This window comes from Streptomyces sp. NPDC006368 (assembly GCF_040612535.1).
Taxonomy (GTDB): Bacteria; Actinomycetota; Actinomycetes; order Streptomycetales; family Streptomycetaceae; genus Streptomyces.
This window is the reverse complement of the sequence record NZ_JBEXQK010000041.1, coordinates 1-19187: the sequence shown is the minus strand read 5'-3', so window position 1 is coordinate 19187 and position 19187 is coordinate 1. Positions and strand designations below refer to the sequence as shown.

Here is a 19187-nt window from a genome sequence, read left to right as displayed (position 1 = left end):
CTGCTTCCGGCGGAAACGACCAACGGGAGGCACCGGTGACGGCGGCAGAGGCGGCGCGACACGAGGGGTGGGCACGGCGGCTCGCCGGTTATGCCTGGCGGTACCGGCGCAACGTCCTGCTCGCCCTCGGTTCGTCCCTCGGGGGGATGGCCGTCATGGCCGTCGTCCCGCTCATCACCAAGGTCGTCATCGACGACGTCATCGGTGCCGGAACCCGGTCCCTCGCCGTGTGGACCGGGCTCCTCATCGCCGCCGCGGTCGTCGTCTACGTCCTGACGTACATACGCCGCTACTACGGCGGACGCCTCGCGCTCGACGTCCAGCACGACCTGCGCACCGACATGTACGGGACGATCACCCGCCTCGACGGGCGGCGGCAGGACGAGCTGTCCACCGGGCAGGTCGTCGGACGCGCCACCAGCGACCTCCAGCTCATCCAGGGCCTTCTCTTCATGCTCCCGATGACCATCGGGAACTTCCTCCTCTTCCTCATCTCCCTCGTCATCATGGCGTGGCTGTCGCTGCCCCTGACGCTCGTCGCGCTCGCCGTCGCCCCCGCCCTGTGGTTCATCGCCAAGCGCAGCCGCACCCGCCTGCACCCCGCCACCTGGTACGCCCAGGCCCAGGCCGGTCAGGTCGCGGGCGTCGTCGACGGCGCCGTCTCCGGCGTCCGCGTGGTCAAGGGCTTCGGGCAGGAGGAGCAGGAGACCGGCAAGCTGCGCGAGGCGAGCCGCAAACTCTTCGCGGGCCGCCTGCGCACCATCAAGCTCAACGCGCGCTACACCCCCGCACTCCAGGTGGTGCCCGCCCTCGGACAGGTCGCGATGCTGGCCGTCGGCGGCTGGTTGGCCACCCGCGGCGAGATCACCCTCGGTACGTTCGTCGCCTTCTCCACGTACCTCGCCCAGCTCGTCGGGCCGGTCCGGATGCTGGCCATGGTCCTCACCGTCGGCCAGCAGGCCCGGGCCGGCGTGGAGCGCGTCCTGGACCTCATCGACACCGAGCCGGTGATCAAGGACGGCACCAAGGAGCTGCCCGCGGACGCCCCCGCCAGCGTCGAGTTCGACGACGTGTCCTTCGCGTACGACGACGACCGGCCCGTCCTGGACGGCTTCTCGCTGGAGATCCGGCCCGGCGAGACCGTCGCCGTCGTCGGCGCGTCCGGCAGCGGCAAGTCCACCGTCTCCCTGCTGCTGCCGCGCTTCTACGACGTCACGCACGGCGCGGTCCTGGTGGGCGGGCACGACGTCCGCGAGCTGACCCTGGAGTCCCTGCGCGCCGCCATCGGGCTCGTACCCGAGGACAGCTTCCTCTTCTCCGACACCGTCCGCGCCAACATCGCCTACGGCAGGCCCGACGCGACGGACGAGGAGATCCTCGCCGCCGCCCGCGCCGCCCAGGCCGACGGCTTCATCACGGACCTCCCCGACGGGTACGACACCACGGTCGGCGAGCACGGCCTGACCCTCTCCGGCGGCCAGCGCCAGCGCATCGCGCTCGCCCGCGCGATCCTCGCCGACCCGCGCCTGCTGCTCCTCGACGACGCGACCTCCGCCGTCGACGCGCGCGTGGAGCACGAGATCCACGAGGCGCTGCGGTCGGTCATGGCCGGGCGCACCACCCTGCTCATCGCCCATCGCCGCTCCACCCTGAACCTCGCCGACCGCATCGCCGTCCTCGACGACGGACGGCTGTCCGACATCGGCACCCACGACGAGCTCCAGCAGCGCTCCGCGCTCTACCGGCGTCTGCTGACCGACCCCGACGAGCTGGGCGGTGTCTCACCCGGTCACGCCGTCCCCGCCGCCGCGCCCCACGAGGACGTCACGGTCCGCGAGGAGCTAGACGCCGAGTTCGACGCGGAACGCGGCATCACCCCCGCCCTGTGGCAACGCGACGCGGACAGCGCGGGCGAGTCCGACACCCCCGGCGCCACACCCGAGCTGCTCGCGCAGGTCGAGGCGCTGCCCCCCGCGACCGACGTCCCGGACATCGACGAGGCCCAGGCCGTGCGGCCCGAGGAGACCTACGGGCTGCGCAGGCTGCTGCGCGGCTTCGGACTGCCCCTGCTGGTCAGCCTGGCGCTCGTCGCGGCCGACGCGGGCGCCGGCCTGCTGCTGCCCATCCTGATCCGGCACGGCATCGACGAGGGCGTGGAGCAGGCAGCGCTCGGCGCTGTGTGGGTCGCGTCGGCGCTGGCGCTGCTGACCGTGGTGGTGCAGTGGGCGGCGCAGACCGGTGAGATCCGGATGACCGGACGGACCGGCGAGCGGGTGCTGTACGCGCTGCGCCTGAAGATCTTCGCGCAGCTCCAGCGGCTCGGGCTCGACTACTACGAGCGGGAGCTCACCGGGCGGATCATGACCCGGATGACGACGGACGTCGACGCCCTGTCCACGTTCCTCCAGACCGGGCTCGTCACCGCCTTCGTGTCCGTGGTCACCTTCTTCGGCATCATGGTCGCGCTCGTCGTCATCGACGTGCAGCTGGCGCTGGTCGTGTTCGCGACGCTGCCCGTGCTCGCGATCGGCACGGTGTTCTTCCGGCGCTCCAGCGTCAAGGCGTACGAGCTGGCGCGGGAGCGGATCAGCGTCGTCAACGCCGACCTCCAGGAGTCGGTGGCCGGGCTGCGGATCGTCCAGGCGTTCGGCCGTGAGCGGTCGGGAGCGGAGCGGTTCGCCGGACGCAGCTCCGCGTACCGGTCGGCCCGGGTGCGCGGCCAGTGGCTGATCTCGGTGTACTTCCCGTTCGTCCAGTTCCTGTCGTCGGTGGCCGCCGCCGCGGTGCTCATCGTGGGCGCGGGGCGGGTGGAGGCCGGGACGCTGACGACCGGGGCCCTCGTCGCGTACCTGCTCTACATCGACCTGTTCTTCGCGCCCGTGCAGCAGCTGTCGCAGGTCTTCGACGGCTACCAGCAGGCGGCGGTGTCGCTCGGCCGGATGCAGGAGCTGCTGCGGGAGCCGGCGTCGACGGTCTCCGCGCCCCGGCCCCGCGACCTCGGCCGCCTGCGGGGCGAGATCGCCTTCGAGAACGTCTCCTTCACCTACGCCTCCGCCGACGGGGAGAAGGAGGAGGCCCTCACCGGTGTCGACCTGCGCGTCCCGGCCGGCCAGACCGTCGCGTTCGTCGGGGAGACCGGCGCCGGCAAGTCGACGCTCGTCAAGCTGGTCGCCCGGTTCTACGACCCGACGTCCGGCCGCGTCACCGTCGACGGCACGGACCTGCGCGACCTCGACCTCACGGCGTACCGGCACCGCCTCGGGGTCGTGCCCCAGGAGGCGTACCTCTTCCCGGGCACGGTCCGCGACGCCATCGCGTACGGGCGGCCCGAAGCGAGCGACGCCGAGGTGGAGGCGGCGGCCCGGGCGGTCGGCGCCCACGAGATGATCGCCACGCTCGACGGCGGCTACCTGCACGAGGTCGCCGAGCGGGGCCGCAACCTGTCGGCGGGCCAGCGCCAGCTGATCGCCCTGGCGCGGGCCGAGCTGGTCGCGCCGGACGTCCTGCTGCTCGACGAGGCGACGGCGGCGCTGGACCTGGCGACGGAGGCGCAGGTCAACGCCGCGACGGACCGCCTGGCCGGCCGCCGTACGACCCTGGTGGTCGCCCACCGCCTGACCACGGCGGCCCGGGCGGACCGGGTCGTCGTCATGGACCACGGCCGCGTCACCGAGGACGGCACGCACGACGAGCTGCTGGCGCGCGGCGGGCGGTACGCGGAGCTGTGGCGCACCTTCGTGGGCGACGTGGAGGCCCCGGCGACGGCGTGAGCGGGCGGTCCGGGCCGTGGCGAGGGCAACCATCCAGCGCCCTCCGGCGTCGTACACACGTACGCTCACGAGACAAAGGGGAGCCCGCGTGTTCGATGAGGTGGCTGCGGCCGGGGTGACAGGACGACTGCTCGTGCACGTCCTCGCGGTGCTCGTCGCCGTGAGCGCCCTCACCCTCGCCGGACCGGGCACCGCCCGCGCCGAGGCGGCAGCCGTCTGCTCGGGGCGGCTGGTCAAGAGCGTGCCGTTCACCACCGGAGAGCTGCGGGTCTACAAGAACCGCCAGTACGCGTGCGCCGTCACGTTCGCCAAGAAGCCCGGAGCGCGCCGCTCCATGTCCGTGACCGTCCAGGCGCGAGGCGGACGGGCCGCCGTCGACAAGGGCCTGTTCACCCGGCAGGCCGGACCCGTCACCGTGTACGCCCTCCACCGCTGCGTCCGCGCCTCCGGCGCCGTCGCGGGCAGGGGCGGATCCACCGGCTGGATCCTGTGCTGACGATCCGCCGACGCGTCAACGAGGTGTAGCGGCGCGGGTGTTGACCCCGCTAGGTTCACGGCGACCCGAATGTGAACCAAGTGGAGGGTGCATGCGCAAGGCGCTCAGATGGCTGCTGTCGCTCGTGGTGCTCATCGGCACCGTGAGCGCGGCCGGAACGGCCACCGCCGCCGGCCCGGACAGCCCGTCCCCGTCCCTGTCCCCGTCCTCGTCCGAGGACATCAAGGACCGCATCCTGGCGATACCCGGGATGACCCTGATCGAGGAGACGCCCTACCCCGGCTACCGTTTCTTCGTCCTCTCCTACACCCAGCCGGTCGACCACCGCGACCGCGCCAAGGGCACCTTCCAGCAGCGCCTCACCCTGCTGCACAAGGACACCGGCCGCCCCACGGTCTTCCACACCAGCGGATACGGGCTCAACACCCGCCCGCGGCGCGCCGAACCGACGGCCATCGTCGACGGCAACCAGGTCTCCATGGAGTACCGCTTCTTCACCCCGTCCCGCCCCCAGGCCGCCGACTGGTCCACGCTGGACATCCGGCAGGCCGCCGACGACCAGCACCGGATCTTCACCGCGCTGAAGCCCCTCTACCCCGGGAAGTGGCTCGCCACCGGCGCCTCCAAGGGCGGCATGACCGCCACGTACTACGAACGCTTCCACCCCCGCGACATGGACGGCGTCGTCGCGTACGTGGCGCCCAACGACGTGGTGGAGAAGGAGGATTCGGCCTACGACCGGTTCTTCGCGACCGTCGGCACCCGGGAGTGCCGTGAGCGCCTGAACGCCATGCAGCGCGAGGCGCTGATCCGCCGCGCGCCGCTGCAGGAGAAGTACCGCGCGTGGGCCGCCGCCGAGGGCGCCACCTTCCACACGGTCGGCACCCTGGACAAGGCGTACGAAGCGGTCGTCCTCGACTTCGTCTGGGCCTTCTGGCAGTACCACACGCAGGCCGAGTGCGCCGACATCCCGGACGCCGCCACCGCCACCGACCAGACCGTCTACGACACCATCGACACCTACTCGGGCTGGGCGTACTACACCGACCAGGGCCTGGAGTGGGCGGTTCCGTACTACTACCAGGCGGCCACCGAACTCGGCTCGCCCAGCCTGCGGACCGAGCACCTCAACGGGCTGACCCGGTACGGCTACCAGCCCGCGCGGAACTTCGTGCCGCGCGAGGTCCCGGTACCCCGCTTCAAGCCGTGGGTGATGCGTGACGTCGACACCTGGGTGCGTACGCGGGGCCAGCGGATGCTCTTCGTGTACGGCGCGGACGACCCGTGGGGCGCGGAGCGGTTCCGCGTCGACAAGGGCCGGGACAGCCACGTCCTCACCGCGCCCGGCGCCAACCACGGCGCGGGCGTCGCCGACCTGGCCGACGCCGAGCGGGCCTGGGCGACGGCACGGCTCCAGGCGTGGGCGGGTGTGTCACCGGCCCCCGTCCGGACCGACCCGCGCCTGGACAGGCCCGGCGTGGAACAGCGGCGGACGCCGCGCTTCTGACGCCGCGCGGCTCTTCACAGCGCGGGCGTACGGGCCGCCGCCCCCGGTTCCTCCGGGTGCGGCGGCTCGGGACGTCGAAGACAGGACCTAGTAGGTCAGGCCGTACCCCAGGGGGTACAGCACCCGGGTGGGATCGTCCGCGCGCTGTACGGGGACGGGCAGCCGCCCCCCGGGCCGCGCCCGCCCGGCGATCACCCGGGCGGCGGCGCGCAGCTCGACGTCGGTCCAGGAGTACGTGGCGAGGGTGGCGCGCTGGCCGCTGAGCCGGGCGATGTCGTACGGGTTGCGGATGGCGACCGTGACCACCGGGACGCCCGTCGCGGCGAGCCGGGAGACGAGCGTGCGCTGCGTGCCGGTCGCCGAGACGTTGTACGTGCCGACGACGACGGCGTCCTTGCCGGCCGAGGCCGCCACCGCCTCGTCGATCTTCGCCGCGGACGGGTTGGCGCCGGTCGGCAGGGTGGTCACGGTGAAGCCGAGCTCGGTGAGGGCGGCGGCGAGGGTGGCCGTCGGGGGGCCGGTCGTGCCGGACGGCGAGGCCGGGTCGGCGCCGACGACCAGGAGGTTCGGCCGCCGGCGCCGGTCGAGCGGCAGCAGCCCGCCGTCGTTGAGCAGCAGCGTCGTGGTCCCCTCGGCGATCCGGTCGGCGGTGGCGAGGTGGGCCCGGGTGCCGACGGTGTGGTCGACGTCCTCGTGGGTGACGTAGGGGTCGCGGAAGAGGCCCAGCTTCGCCTTGAGCCGGAGGATGCGGAGAATCGATTCCTCGACGCGGGCCTCGCTGATCTCACCGCTCCGTACGGCCGCGAGGACGGCGTTCCGGGCGACCGCCAGGTTCGGCGGGTTGAGCAGCTGGTCGCAGCCCGCCTTCAGGGCGAGGACGGGGACGCGGTCGTCGCCGTACTTGGTGCGGACACCCTCCATGCCGAGCGAGTCGGTCACCACGACACCGTCGTAACCCAGCCTCTCCCGCAGGATGCCGGTGAGGATGGGGCGGGAGAGGGTGGCGGGCTCCTCGGCCGGGTCGAGCGCCGGGACGACGATGTGCGCCGTCATGATCGAGTCGATCCCCGCGGCGATGGCCGCCCGGAACGGAGGGGCGTCCAGCGCCTCCCACTGCTCGCGGGTGTGGGTGATCCTCGGCAGTCCGTAGTGGCTGTCGGTCTCGGTGTCGCCGTGGCCCGGGAAGTGCTTGGACGTCGCGGCCACGCCCGCGCGCTGATAACCCCTCACCTGGGCGGCGACCAGGCCGGACACCGCGTGCGGGTCGGCGCCGAAGGAGCGCACGCCGATGACGGGGTTCGCGGGGTTGACGTTCACGTCCGCTACGGGCGCGTAGTTCTGGCGGATGCCCATCGCGGCGAGCTCGGCGCCGGCGATACGGGCGGCGCGTCGGGCGTCGGTGCGCGAGCCGCCCGCGCCGAGCGCCATCGCGCCGGGCATCAGGGTGGCCGGTTCTCCTATCCGGGCGACGATGCCGTGCTCCTGGTCGATGGAGATCAGGACCGGAAGGGGCGTCGGCTGGGCGAGCCCGGCCCGCTGGATGCCGTTGGACAGGTCGGCGATCTGGTGCGGGTCACGGGTGTTGTGCGCCCAGCTGAAGTAGATGACGCCGCCGACGTGGTACCTGGCGATGAGCTCGGCGGCGGTGCGGACGCCGATCTCCTTGAGGTTGGCGTCGATGTCGGCCTGGTCGGGCGCGGTCGCGGAGTGCCCGTACACCCGCATGACGAAGAGCTGGCCGACCTTTTCCTCAAGGCTCATCCGGGAAATGAGCCGCGCGAGCCGGCTGTCGTCCACCGCCGCGTGGGCGGGGGCCGTGGCCCCGGTGGCGGCGGCCGCCACCGCGGCGGCGGTGACGGTGAGGAGGGTACGTCTGGAGGTGATGGCGCGGTGGTGCACTGGTGCTCCTTCCGGCCGTGCGTGAGGAGAGGTGAAGGAAACTGCCAAGGTGTCACGGATAGCCGGAAAGTAACTGCCAGGTCAAGGATCGCGGCGCGCTCGGCGGCAAATGGCCCCGGGAAGTCGCCCCGTCCCCGCCCCCGGCCTTGCGGCGGGGGAGGGGCGCGGGCTCGGGGCGGGCGGGAGCAGCGGGAGCGGTGCGGGCCGGGGCCGCGGGCCGGGGGCGCCACCGGCGCTCAGGGGGGCGACGGTGGCGGTGGCGGTGTGCTGCCGGCCGCGGGCGGCTGGAGAGGAAGAGCCGGCGCTCGCCCGACAGCGAGGGCCCACACCGCTCGGTGACTCACCGGCGGTACGCCCGGCCCGGCGGCTGCGTGAGGACCGGAGTTGCCGGCGCCCCTGGACCCCCGGGACCCCGGGACCCCGGAACCCCGGATTCCGGAATTCCGGGGCTCCTGGGAAATGGCGCGGGCGGTGGGGGAGTCGCGCCCCGGTCCCGGTGCGAGCCCCCCGCTTATCCGCGCGGCCCGGTCTGTCCGGGACGCCTACGCCGCCGGTGGCTCCGGGAGCCGCGCCGGGCATGCCTCGGCACGCCCCCGACACGGCCTCGGGCGGCTCGACAGGCCGGTCGCGGGCAACCGCACCCTGGAGATCCGCCTGCGTGACGGCGCCGGCGGCAGGCCCGTCAGCTGCTCGCGAGGACGCGCAGGTGCTCCCGTCCGGCGGCCAGCAGGGGCGGAAGGTCGGAGGCGTCCGCGTACCAGCGCTTCTCGTACTCCCAGCAGACCCAGCCGTCGTCACCGTCCATGAGGGACAGGCACTCGGCGAGCGGCAGCACACCCGCGCCCAGCGGCAGCGGAGTGGTGTCCTCCGCCGACGCGATGTCCTTGACCTGGACGTATCCCAGGTACGGCGCCAGGACGGCGTGCGACGCCGCGGGGGACTCGCCCGCCAGCCAGGTGTGCATCACGTCCCACAGCGCCCCGACGTGCTTGTGACCGACGGTGCCCACGATCCGGGCGACGTCCGCGCCCGCGCGGTGCGAGTCGTGTGTCTCGACCAGGACCCGTACGCCCAGGTCCGCCGCGACCTCCGCCGCCACGCCCAGCCGTCGGGCGGCCGTCGCGTCCGCCTCGGCCGGGTCCTGGTCACCCCCGCCCGGGAAGACCCGGACGTACGGTGCGCCCAGATCGGCCGCCAGATACAGGAGTTGGTGCAGCTGCTCGTACACGGGCTCGTCGTCACCGGCCGCCGCGACCTGTGTGTATCCGGCGACCGACAGGATCTCGACACCGGCCCGGGCGAACTCCTCGGCCACCGCGCGCCGCTCATGCCCCACCAGTCCCGGGTGCACCGGTTCGTCGGGGTGGGCGCGCAGCTCGACCCCCTGGTAGCCGGTGCCGACAGCGAGACGGATGACCTCGGCGATGGGCATCCCGGGGACGCCGAGCGTGGAGAAGGCGTACTTCATGGCCGCGAACCTACCCGCTCCCCGCGCACCTATGACGGACCGCCCGAATCGGCCGTGGTGGGCGGCATCGGCGGCGGCGCCCATGGTGGTGGGCGTCGGTGGCTCTTCCTCGGCCGGGCGGCCGGACGCCCCCGGCACCCACGCCGACCCGCTCGCCCGGTCACCGGCGAACCACCTCGCCCCCCGCGCACCGCGTCACCGGCGGTCGGTCCAACCGGCGGCCGGATCGTCGACGCCCGAACCGGCGTCACCGCCGCCCCAACCGCTCTCCCGGCACGACGACCGCTCTCCCGGCACCGCGACCGGGCGCCGGTCACCGGTCGGTCCCGATGATCACGGCGCGCCGCGGCAGCGCGGTCCGGGTGGTCGCACCAGGGACAGGCGGCCTCACGCCCGCGGTCTGCCCGCCGACGCGCGGACCCTCACGCCCGCGGTCTCCCCGCCGACGCGGGGACCCTCACCCCCGCGGTCGCCCCGTTGACGCGCGGACCATCAGCTCCGCGCCGATCGTCGCCATCCCGCCCGGCGGCGGCGTCTCCGTGCCCACCGCCAGCCGGCCCGCCCGTGCGCCGGCCTCCGAGAGCGGCAGGCGCACGGTCGTCAGCGCGGGCATCGCGTCCACCGAGAACGGCAGGTCGTCGAAGCCGGCCACCGACACGTCCTGAGGGATGCGCAGGCCCCGATCCCGCAGCGCGGCGCAGGCGCCGAGCGCGACGGTGTCGTTGGCCGCGACGACGGCCGTCAACTCGGGCTCGCGCCGCAGCAGTTCCAGCGTCGCCTCATACCCGGAGCGCCGGTCGTACGGCCCGTGCACGGTGAGCCGCGCCACCCCCTCGCCGAGCCCCGCCGCGCCCATCGCCTCGCGGTGGCCCTCCAGCCGGTGCCGGGTGGTGGTGCGTTCGGCCGGCCCCGCCACGTACCCGATGCGCCGGTGCCCGAGCGCCAGCAGGTGCTCGGTCAGCCGCCTCGCCCCACCCTGGTTGTCGAAGGTCAGCGCGGCCACGAACGCGTCCCCCGGCACCGGGGGCCGCCCGCACAGCACCACGCGCGTGCCCGCGTCCGCCAGCTTGGCGAAGCGGGCGGCCATCGCCGCGCTGTGCCGCGGGTCCTCCAGCGCGCCGCCGGTGAGCACGACGGCCTCGGCCCGCTGGCGCTGGAGCAGCGTGAGATAGGTGAGTTCACGCTCGGGGGAACCGCCGGTGTTGCAGACGACGGCGAGTTTCTCGCCGCCCGCGCGCCCCGGCGCGCCCTCGCCGATGGCGCCCTGCGCCGCCCCGGCCATGATCCCGAAGAAGGGGTCGGCGATGTCGTTGACGAGGATGCCGACCAGGTCGGAGGTGGCGGCGGCGAGGGAGCTGGCCGGCCCGTTCAGTACGTAGTCGAGCTCGTCGACCGCGCGCAGGACCCGCTCGCGGGTGGACGCGGCGACCGGGTAGTTGCCGTTCAGGACGCGCGACACGGTCGCCGGGGACACCCGGGCGCGCGCCGCCACATCGGCCAGGGTGATCGTCATCGCTTTCCTCCGCGGAGAGTCGGGCGTGGCTCTTGTACGGGCCGCTGCCCGCAGGCTAGCGTCCCCCCGTATAGAAAGCGCTTGCTATCACATGGCAGGCCGACGACATCTGGAGGGACCTTCGTGACACGCAGGACAGTGCGGATCGCCATGAACGGCGTCACGGGGCGGATGGGCTACCGGCAGCACCTGGTGCGTTCCATCCTCGCCATCCGCGAGCAGGGCGGCCTGGACCTCGGCGACGGCGAGGTCCTGTGGCCCGAGCCCGTCCTCGTCGGCCGCCGCGAGCACGCCCTGCGCGACCTCGCCGAACGCCACGGACTCACCGAGTGGTCCACCGACCTCGACGCGGTCCTCGCCGACGAGCGCACCGACGTCTACTTCGACGCCCAGGTCACCTCCGCCCGCGTCGACGCGCTCACCAGGGCCATCGCGGCCGGCAAGCACATCTACACCGAGAAGCCCACCGCCACCGACACCGAGGGCGCCCTGGAACTCGCCCGCCTCGCCCGGGCCGCCGGCATCAAACACGGCGTGGTCCAGGACAAGATCTTCCTTCCGGGCCTGCTCAAGCTGAAGCGCCTCATCGACGGCGGCTTCTTCGGCGAGATCCTCTCCGTACGCGGGGAGTTCGGCTACTGGGTCTTCGAAGGCGACTGGCAGCAGGCGCAGCGCCCCTCCTGGAACTACCGCGCCGAGGACGGCGGCGGCATCGTCGTCGACATGTTCCCGCACTGGGAGTACGTCCTGCACGAGCTGTTCGGGCGGGTCACCGGCGTGAGCGCCCACGTCACCACCCACATCCCGCAGCGCTGGGACGAGCAGGGCAAGCCCTACGCCGCCACCGCCGACGACGCCGCGTACGGCATCTTCCAGCTGGAGGGCGGCGCCGTTGCCCAGATCAACTCCTCCTGGGCGGTACGCGTCCACCGCGACGAACTCGTCGAGTTCCAGGTCGACGGCACCCACGGCTCGGCCGTCGCGGGACTGCGGGACTGCCGCGTCCAGCACCGCTCCCTCACGCCCAAGCCGGTCTGGAACCCGGATCTGCCCGTCACCCACTCCTTCCGCGACCAGTGGCAGGAGGTGCCCGACAACGGCGAGTTCGACAACGGCTTCAAGGCCCAGTGGGAGCTGTTCCTGAGACACGTCGCGCTGGACGAGCCGTACCACTGGGACCTGCTCGCGGGCGCGCGCGGTGTGCAGCTCGCCGAGCTCGGCCTGAAGTCCTCGGCGGAAGGCCGCCGTTACGACGTACCGGAGCTGTCGCTGTGACCATCACACTGCCGCACGGCACCTACACCCCCCGCACCGAGCCCGCCCTCACCCCCGGGGGCGGCCCGCCCGCCTCCCGTACGGTCTTCTCCGCCGCGCATGTCGTCGCGGACCCGTACGCGGACGTCTCCCCCGACTCCCCGGCGGCGGTCGACTGGGACGCCACCCTCGCCTTCCGCCGCCACCTGTGGGCGCACGGGCTCGGCGTCGCCGAGGCCATGGACACCGCGCAGCGCGGCATGGGCCTGGACTGGGCGGGCGCCGCCGAGCTGATCCGCCGCTCGGCGGCGGAAGCCAAGGCGGTGGGCGGCCGGATCGCGGCGGGCGTCGGCACCGACCAGCTGTCCGGCCCCGCCGACCTGGCGACCGTCCGCGCCGCCTACGAAGAACAACTCTCCCTGGTCGAGGAGACAGGCGCCCAGCCCATCCTCATGGCGTCCCGGGCGCTCGCGGCGGCCGCCACGTCCCCGGACGACTACCTCGCCGTCTACACACACCTCCTCCGCCAGGCGTCCGAGCCGGTGATCCTCCACTGGCTGGGCCCGATGTTCGACCCCGCGCTGGAGGGCTACTGGGGCTCGGCGGACCTGGACGCGGCCACCGACACCTTCCTGAAGGTCATCGCCGAACACCCCGACAAGGTCGACGGCGTCAAGGTGTCCCTGCTGGACGCCCGGCGCGAGGTCGACCTGCGCCGCCGGCTCCCGCGCGGCGTGCGCTGCTACACCGGCGACGACTTCCACTACCCCGAGCTCATCGCGGGCGACGACCAGGGCTTCAGCCACGCGCTGCTCGGCATCTTCGACCCGCTGGGTCCGCTGGCGGCTCAGGCGGTGCGCGTCCTGGACACCGGCGATATCCCGGGCTTCCGCGAGCTCCTCGACCCGACGGTCGCCCTGTCCCGCCACCTCTTCCAGGCGCCGACCCGCTTCTACAAGACGGGCGTGGTGTTCCTGGCGTGGCTGGCGGGCCACCAGGACCACTTCACGATGGTCGGCGGCCTGCAGTCGGCCCGCTCGCTGCCGCACCTGGCGCGGGCGTACGAACTGGCCGACCGGCTCGGCCTGTTCCCGGACCCGCAGCTCGCGGAGTCCCGCGTGAGGAACCTGCTCACGGTGTACGGAGCCGACCGGTGAACGCAGACCTCACCCGCTTCAGCATCAACCAGATGACGGTCAAGCAGCTGACCCTCCCGGAGCTCACCGAGGCGTGCGTACGCCTCGGCATCCCGGGCGTCGGCCTGTGGCGCGACCCGGTCCGGTCGTACGGCGTCGAAGCCGCCGCCAAGGTGGTGCGCGACGCCGGCCTGACCGTCACCACGCTGTGCCGGGGCGGCTTCTTCACCACCGCCACCGACCTGGACGACAACCGCGCGGCCATCGACGAGGCGGCGACCCTCGGCACGGACACCCTGGTCCTGGTCTCGGGCGGCCTGCCGCCCGGTGGCAAGGACCTGCCCGCCGCCCGCGCACGCATCACCGGCGCGATCGCCGAGCTCGCCCCGTACGCGGCCGAGCGGGGCGTCCGCCTCGCGATCGAACCGCTCCACCCGATGTACGCGGCGGACCGCTGCGCGGTCTCCACCCTCGACCAGGCGCTCGCCATCGCCGCCCACTTCCCGGCCTCCCAGGTGGGCGTGGTCGTCGACACGTACCACATCTGGTGGGACGACCGCGCCCCGGCGGCGGTGGCCCGCGCGGGCGAACAGGGCCGCATCCACTCCTTCCAGCTCGCCGACTGGACGACCCCCCTGCCCGCCGGCGTCCTCAACGGCCGCGGCCAGCTCGGCGACGGCACGATCGACCTCCGCGCCTGGCGCGAACGCGTCGACGCGGCGGGCTACACGGGCCCGATCGAAGTGGAGCTCTTCAACGACGACCTGTGGGCGCGCGACGGCGTCCAGGTCCTGGAGGAGACGGCCCACCGGTACATCCGGCACGCGCTCTAGGACGGCGCGCTCCCGGAATCCGGATTCCGGAAAAATTACCGCCCGCATCCGTGCAACCATCCCGCGGTGACGGGTGTCGTACATGGCATCAGGGCTTCCGGGGAGGGATCCGGGGGGATTCGGGAAGCCCTGCGGAGGGGGAGCGCGCGGGGCCCGGTCTTCGGACCGGGCCCCTTGTAGCGGGAAGGAGCCGAGGGGGGCTCGCCAGTGCAGTGGCGAACCGCCGCAGCGGCGACCATGGCGCCATGGCGGGCTGGACATCAGGCCCCCGTGTCCTCGGCCAGAGGACGGAACTGCTGCGGAGCGGCAAAACAATCACCGCGAGCAGCGTCTCGCAGGGGAAGCCGAGAGACCTCTGTGTCGGCGAGAACCTGTGCCGCACGAAGGCCTCCTTCGCCAGTTGGTGCGGTGTGGCTGTGCCCAGCAATGTGCCCCCGCCCGACACCTCCATGAGGCCCTTCTTCTCGCGCCGGAACGCGAGACTGAACGAGCTGTCGACTGCGACGAACGTCAGCGTTCTTTCGCTGTTGCTCAGGAATCGCCTCAGACCGTCGAGGAGAAGCGTCACTGAAAGGTGGATCATCATCCCCTGGTCGGGCGTATGTCCCATGGAGCTCGCTTGCTGCCGCCCGGACGAGGGCCAGTGACCCGTGCCGCGACGAGGCTTCGCCCAACGCGAGAGCGTAAGCGGCCTGGCCGACCCGCAACTGGTCGGGGCCGTCCACGCGGTTGCCGGTTTTCCACAGGCTCACCGCAGTGTCCGACCTGCCGGGTAGCTTCGAGGCATGTCCAATCCAGCAGTGGTCGAAGGGGTCCTCGAGCGGATCACGTACGCCAACGAGGAGAACGGCTACACGGTCGCCCGGGTCGACACGGGGCGTGGTGCCGGGGAGTTGCTCACCGCGGTCGGCTCGCTGCTCGGGGCGCAGCCCGGGGAGTCGTTGCGGATGGAGGGGCGCTGGGGGTCGCATCCGCAGTACGGCAAGCAGTTCACCGTGGAGAACTACACCACCGTCCTGCCGGCCACCGTCCAGGGCATCCGGCGGTACCTGGGCTCCGGGCTGATCAAGGGCATCGGTCCGCGCATCGCCGAGCGGATCGTCGACCACTTCGGGATCGACACACTCGACATCATCGAGAAGGAGCCGAAGCGGCTCATCGAGGTGCCGGGGCTCGGGCCGAAGCGGACGAAGCTGATCGGGGCCGCCTGGGAGGAGCAGAAGGCCATCAAGGAGGTCATGGTGTTCCTCCAGGGTGTCGGCGTCTCCACCTCCATCGCGGTGCGGATCTACAAGAAGTACGAGGACGCCTCGATCTCCGTGGTGAAGAACCAGCCGTACCGGCTGGCCGCCGATGTGTGGGGCATCGGGTTCCTCACCGCCGACCGGATCGCCCAGGCCGTGGGCATTCCGCACGACAGCCCGGAGCGGGTCAAGGCCGGGCTGCGGTACGCCCTTTCGCAGTCCACCGACCAGGGGCACTGCTTCCTGCCCGAGGAGCAGCTGATCGCCGACGCGGTCAAGCTGCTCCAGGTCGACACGGGCCTCGTCATCGACTGCCTGGCCGAGCTGGCGGAGGAGGAGGAAGGGGGTGTCGTACGGGAGCAGGTGCCGGGCCCGGAGGGGCAGCCGCTGACCGCCGTCTATCTGGTGCCGTTCCACCGCGCCGAGATTTCCCTGGCGGCTCAGCTGCTGCGCCTCCTGCGCACCGGGGAGGACCGGATGCCCGCCTTCCGGGACGTGGCCTGGGACAAGGCGCTGGCGTGGCTGGCGGACCGTACGGGGGCGGAGCTCGCGCCCGAGCAGGAGCAGGCGGTGCGCCTCGCCCTCACCGAGAAGGTGGCCGTGCTCACGGGCGGGCCGGGCTGCGGCAAGTCCTTCACCGTCCGGTCCATCGTGGAGCTGGCCCGAGCCAAGCGGGCCAAGGTGATCCTCGCGGCGCCCACCGGCCGCGCCGCCAAGCGGCTGGCCGAGCTGACGGGCGCGGAGGCGTCCACCGTGCACCGCCTGCTGGAGCTGAAGCCGGGCGGGGACGCGGCGTACGACCGGGACCGGCCGCTCGACGCGGACCTGGTCGTCGTCGACGAGGCGTCCATGCTGGACCTGCTGCTGGCCAACAAGCTGGTCAAAGCGGTGGCGCCGGGGGCGCATCTGCTGCTGGTCGGCGATGTGGACCAGCTGCCGAGCGTCGGCGCGGGGGAGGTGCTGAGCGACCTGCTGGCCCCGGACAGCCCCGTCCCCGCCGTGCGGCTCACCCGGATCTTCCGGCAGGCCCAGCAGTCCGGTGTCGTCACCAACGCCCACCGCATCAACTCCGGGGAGCAGCCGATCACTTCCGGGCTGCCGGACTTCTTCCACTTCGTGGCGGAGGACACCGAGGAGGCCGGCCGGCTCACGGTGGACGTCGCGGCCCGCCGCGTACCGGCGCGGTTCGGTCTCGACCCGAGGCGTGACGTCCAGGTCCTGGCGCCCATGCACCGCGGCCCGGCGGGCGCGGGCACCCTCAATGGTCTGCTGCAACAGGCGATCACCCCCGCGCGGCCGGATCTGCCGGAGAAGAGGTTCGGCGGCCGGGTCTTCCGCGTCGGGGACAAAGTCACTCAGATTCGCAACAATTACGAGAAGGGAGCGAACGGAGTCTTCAACGGCACGGTCGGCGTGGTCACCGCCCTTGAGGTGGACGACCAGCGCCTGACGGTGCGGACGGACGAGGACGAGGAGGTGTCGTACGACTTCGACGAGCTGGACGAGCTGGCGCACGCGTACGCCGTCACCATCCACCGCTCGCAGGGCAGCGAGTATCCGGCCGTGGTGATCCCCGTCACCACGGGCGCGTGGATGATGCTCCAGCGGAACCTGCTCTACACCGCCGTGACCCGCGCCCGGAAGCTGGTCGTGCTCGTCGGCTCACGCAAGGCCATCGCGCAGGCCGTCCGGACCGTTTCCGCGGGTCGGCGCTTTACCTCACTCCGGCACCGACTGACAGGTGAGGGGCGGGTGGCAAACATCACCCAGAGCTGATCAGGACTTTCGGAACCGGGGCGAAGGGGGCAGGATGAGCAGGTTGACGGCACTGAGTGCCGCCAATTGGCCGAATGGTCGACCCCGAGTGCACTCTGCTGAGCCAAGTGGGGGATGGTAGAGACAGTCAGGGCACCTCGAAGAAGAGGCACTACGTCGGTGAGGGATGACGTGAGCGACAACTCTGTAGTACTGCGGTACGCGGACGGTGAATACACCTACCCGGTGGTCGAGAGCACCGTCGGTGACAAGGGCTTCGACATCGGGAAGCTCCGAGCCCAGACCGGTCTGGTGACCCTGGACAGCGGCTACGGCAACACGGCCGCGTACAAATCCGCGATCACCTACCTCGACGGCGAGCAGGGCATCCTGCGGTACCGCGGCTACCCCATCGAGCAGCTGGCCGAGCGCTCCACCTTCCTCGAGGTGGCGTACCTGCTGATCAACGGCGAACTTCCCAAGGTCGACGAGCTGTCGGCCTTCCGGAACGAGATCACCCAGCACACGCTGCTGCATGAGGACGTCAAACGGTTCTTCGACGGCTTCCCGCGCGACGCCCACCCGATGGCGATGCTGTCCTCCGTGGTCAGCGCGCTGTCGACGTTCTACCAGGACAGCCACAACCCCTTCGACGAGAAGCAGCGTCACCTCTCGACGATCCGGCTGCTGGCCAAGCTGCCGACGATCGCGGCGTACGCGTACAAGAAGTCGATCGGTCACCCGTTCGTCTACCCGCGCAACGACCTCGGGTACGTCGAGAACTTCCTGCGGATGACCTTCTCGGTCCCGGCCCAGGAGTACGAGCTCGACCCGGTCGTTGTCTCGGCGCTCGACAAGCTGCTGATCCTGCACGCGGACCACGAGCAGAACTGTTCCACCTCCACGGTGCGCCTGGTCGGCTCCTCGCAGGCGAACATGTTCGCCTCGATCTCCGCCGGTATCTCCGCCCTGTGGGGCCCGCTGCACGGCGGCGCCAACCAGTCGGTCCTTGAGATGCTCCAGGGCATCCAGGCCAGCGGCGGCGATGTCGACTCCTTCATCCGCAAGGTGAAGAACAAGGAGGACGGCGTCCGTCTGATGGGCTTCGGCCACCGCGTCTACAAGAACTTCGACCCCCGGGCGAAGATCATCAAGGCGGCGGCGCATGACGTCCTCTCGGCGCTCGGCAAGTCCGACGAGCTGCTGGACATCGCGCTGAAGCTGGAGGAGCACGCGCTCGCCGACGACTACTTCGTCTCGCGCAACCTCTACCCGAACGTCGACTTCTACACGGGTCTGATCTACCGGGCGATGGGCTTCCCGACCGAGATGTTCACGGTCCTCTTCGCGCTGGGCCGGCTGCCGGGCTGGATCGCCCAGTGGCACGAGATGATCAAGGAGCCGGGTTCCCGCATCGGCCGTCCGCGCCAGATCTACACGGGCGAGGTCCTGCGCGACTTCGTGCCGGTCGAGAGCCGCTGACGCCCCCGTAGCCCGCAGGGCCTCAGGTCTCGCGGGCTTCGGCGCCGCGGGCTGCAGGGCCGGGCGATTCCGGCCGCGCGTGGCTTCCGGGCCGGCGGGCTTCGGCCCACACGGGCCGACGGGCTTTCCGGGCTCGCAAGCTCCAGGAGCCGACAGGCTCCAGACCCGGCGGGCTGCAGGGCCAGTTGTCTTCGGGGCCCGCAGGGCTCCTCGCGCCAATGCGAAAGCGCCCCGCTGCCGATCCCCCCACGGGTCGGCGAGCGGGGCGCTTCCATATCCCCGGAGCGGATTCCCCCCACGGGATCCGGGCCGGGCGTCTGCCGGGTTTCAGCAGAAGCTCGCGATGCGATCTGCCGGGGTACGTACGGGAGGGCCGCTCAAAGCTCCCCGTGCACGTGCCCCGGCCACGCTTGCCTGGGACGTCCCCCAAGACATCCCATGAACGTCCCCCAAGACGTTCGTGGCATCGCCCATTTAGACTCGCGAGCCGTCCAAATGGTTACCCCCAAATATCTGTGATCTAGGTCTCTTTGTGAAGGTCTTGTGTGTCACGTGAAGGCAAACTCACGTGAACGATCGCAGACGGAGGCTGTTGGTCACCACGAAAACGGATGAAAAGGCCATCGCGAGCCCGGCGATCATGGGGTTCAGCAGCCCGGCCGCGGCGAGCGGCAGCGCGGCGACGTTGTAGCCGAAGGCCCAGAAGAGGTTGCCCTTGATCGTGGTGAGGGTGCGGCGCGAGAGGCGGATGGCGTCCGCCGCCGCCCGCAGGTCCCCGCGTACGAGGGTGAGGTCGCCCGCCTCGATGGCGGCGTCCGTGCCGGTGCCCA

Annotated in this window: 11 protein-coding genes and 1 pseudogene; 8 read left to right on the top strand and 4 right to left on the bottom strand. The window is 72.0% G+C overall.

The features are described 5' to 3' along the window. The first annotated feature begins 35 nt into the window (after positions 1–35). The 3 genes from ABZZ38_RS24645 to ABZZ38_RS24635 all read left to right on the top strand — a co-directional run bounded on the left by ABZZ38_RS24645 (position 36) and on the right by ABZZ38_RS24635 (position 5773). Positions 36–3770 carry an ABC transporter ATP-binding protein gene (locus tag ABZZ38_RS24645; protein ID WP_356743631.1) on the top strand — a complete coding sequence of 1245 codons (3735 nt, stop codon included), beginning with the start codon at positions 36–38 and terminating at the stop codon, positions 3768–3770. Between the two features lie 115 nt (positions 3771–3885). Further along, positions 3886–4266, top strand: a complete 381-nt coding sequence (locus ABZZ38_RS24640; protein WP_356743701.1) for a hypothetical protein — start codon at positions 3886–3888, stop codon at positions 4264–4266. 91 nt (positions 4267–4357) lie between these two features. Further along, positions 4358–5773 (top strand): aminopeptidase, encoded by a 1416-nt coding sequence (locus ABZZ38_RS24635; RefSeq protein WP_356743629.1) that lies wholly within the window; start codon positions 4358–4360, stop codon positions 5771–5773. A gap of 87 nt (positions 5774–5860) precedes the next feature. Here the strand turns inward: ABZZ38_RS24635 and ABZZ38_RS24630 are convergent, their stop codons facing one another. The 3 genes from ABZZ38_RS24630 to ABZZ38_RS24620 all read right to left on the bottom strand — a co-directional run bounded on the left by ABZZ38_RS24630 (position 5861) and on the right by ABZZ38_RS24620 (position 10653). Then, on the bottom strand, positions 5861–7672 hold the full coding sequence (locus ABZZ38_RS24630; RefSeq protein ID WP_356743625.1) for a glycoside hydrolase family 3 protein: 1812 nt from the start codon (positions 7670–7672) through the stop codon (positions 5861–5863). Positions 7673–8354: 682 nt separating this feature from the next. Then, a complete protein-coding gene (locus ABZZ38_RS24625) occupies positions 8355–9140 on the bottom strand; it encodes a sugar phosphate isomerase/epimerase family protein (RefSeq protein ID WP_356743620.1) in 786 nt (261 codons plus the stop codon). Between the two features lie 457 nt (positions 9141–9597). Further along, complete coding sequence (locus tag ABZZ38_RS24620; RefSeq protein ID WP_356743615.1) at positions 9598–10653, bottom strand: LacI family DNA-binding transcriptional regulator; 1056 nt, start codon at positions 10651–10653, stop codon at positions 9598–9600. Positions 10654–10776: 123 nt separating this feature from the next. Between ABZZ38_RS24620 and ABZZ38_RS24615 the strand changes: the two genes are divergently transcribed. From ABZZ38_RS24615 to ABZZ38_RS24595, 5 genes are all read left to right on the top strand, one after another. Further along, positions 10777–11928, top strand: coding sequence for a Gfo/Idh/MocA family oxidoreductase (locus ABZZ38_RS24615; protein ID WP_356743612.1), 1152 nt, complete (start codon positions 10777–10779; stop codon positions 11926–11928). Beyond that, on the top strand, positions 11925–13064 hold the full coding sequence (locus ABZZ38_RS24610; RefSeq protein WP_356743610.1) for a dihydrodipicolinate synthase family protein: 1140 nt from the start codon (positions 11925–11927) through the stop codon (positions 13062–13064). The genes ABZZ38_RS24615 and ABZZ38_RS24610 overlap by 4 nt, the downstream gene beginning before the upstream one ends. Positions 13065–13096: 32 nt before the next feature. Next, positions 13097–13876, top strand: a complete 780-nt coding sequence (locus ABZZ38_RS24605; RefSeq protein WP_356743699.1) for a sugar phosphate isomerase/epimerase family protein — start codon at positions 13097–13099, stop codon at positions 13874–13876. Positions 13877–14661: 785 nt separating this feature from the next. Then, the gene (locus ABZZ38_RS24600; RefSeq protein ID WP_356743608.1) at positions 14662–16896 is read left to right on the top strand and encodes an ATP-dependent RecD-like DNA helicase; all 2235 of its coding nucleotides are present in this window, start codon (positions 14662–14664) and stop codon (positions 16894–16896) included. A gap of 171 nt (positions 16897–17067) precedes the next feature. Next, complete coding sequence (locus ABZZ38_RS24595; protein ID WP_356743606.1) at positions 17068–18357, top strand: citrate synthase; 1290 nt, start codon at positions 17068–17070, stop codon at positions 18355–18357. A 564-nt stretch (positions 18358–18921) separates the two neighbouring features. Here ABZZ38_RS24595 and ABZZ38_RS24590 read toward each other — a convergent pair. After that, positions 18922–19187: pseudogene (locus ABZZ38_RS24590) on the bottom strand (heavy metal translocating P-type ATPase); the annotation flags it as partial.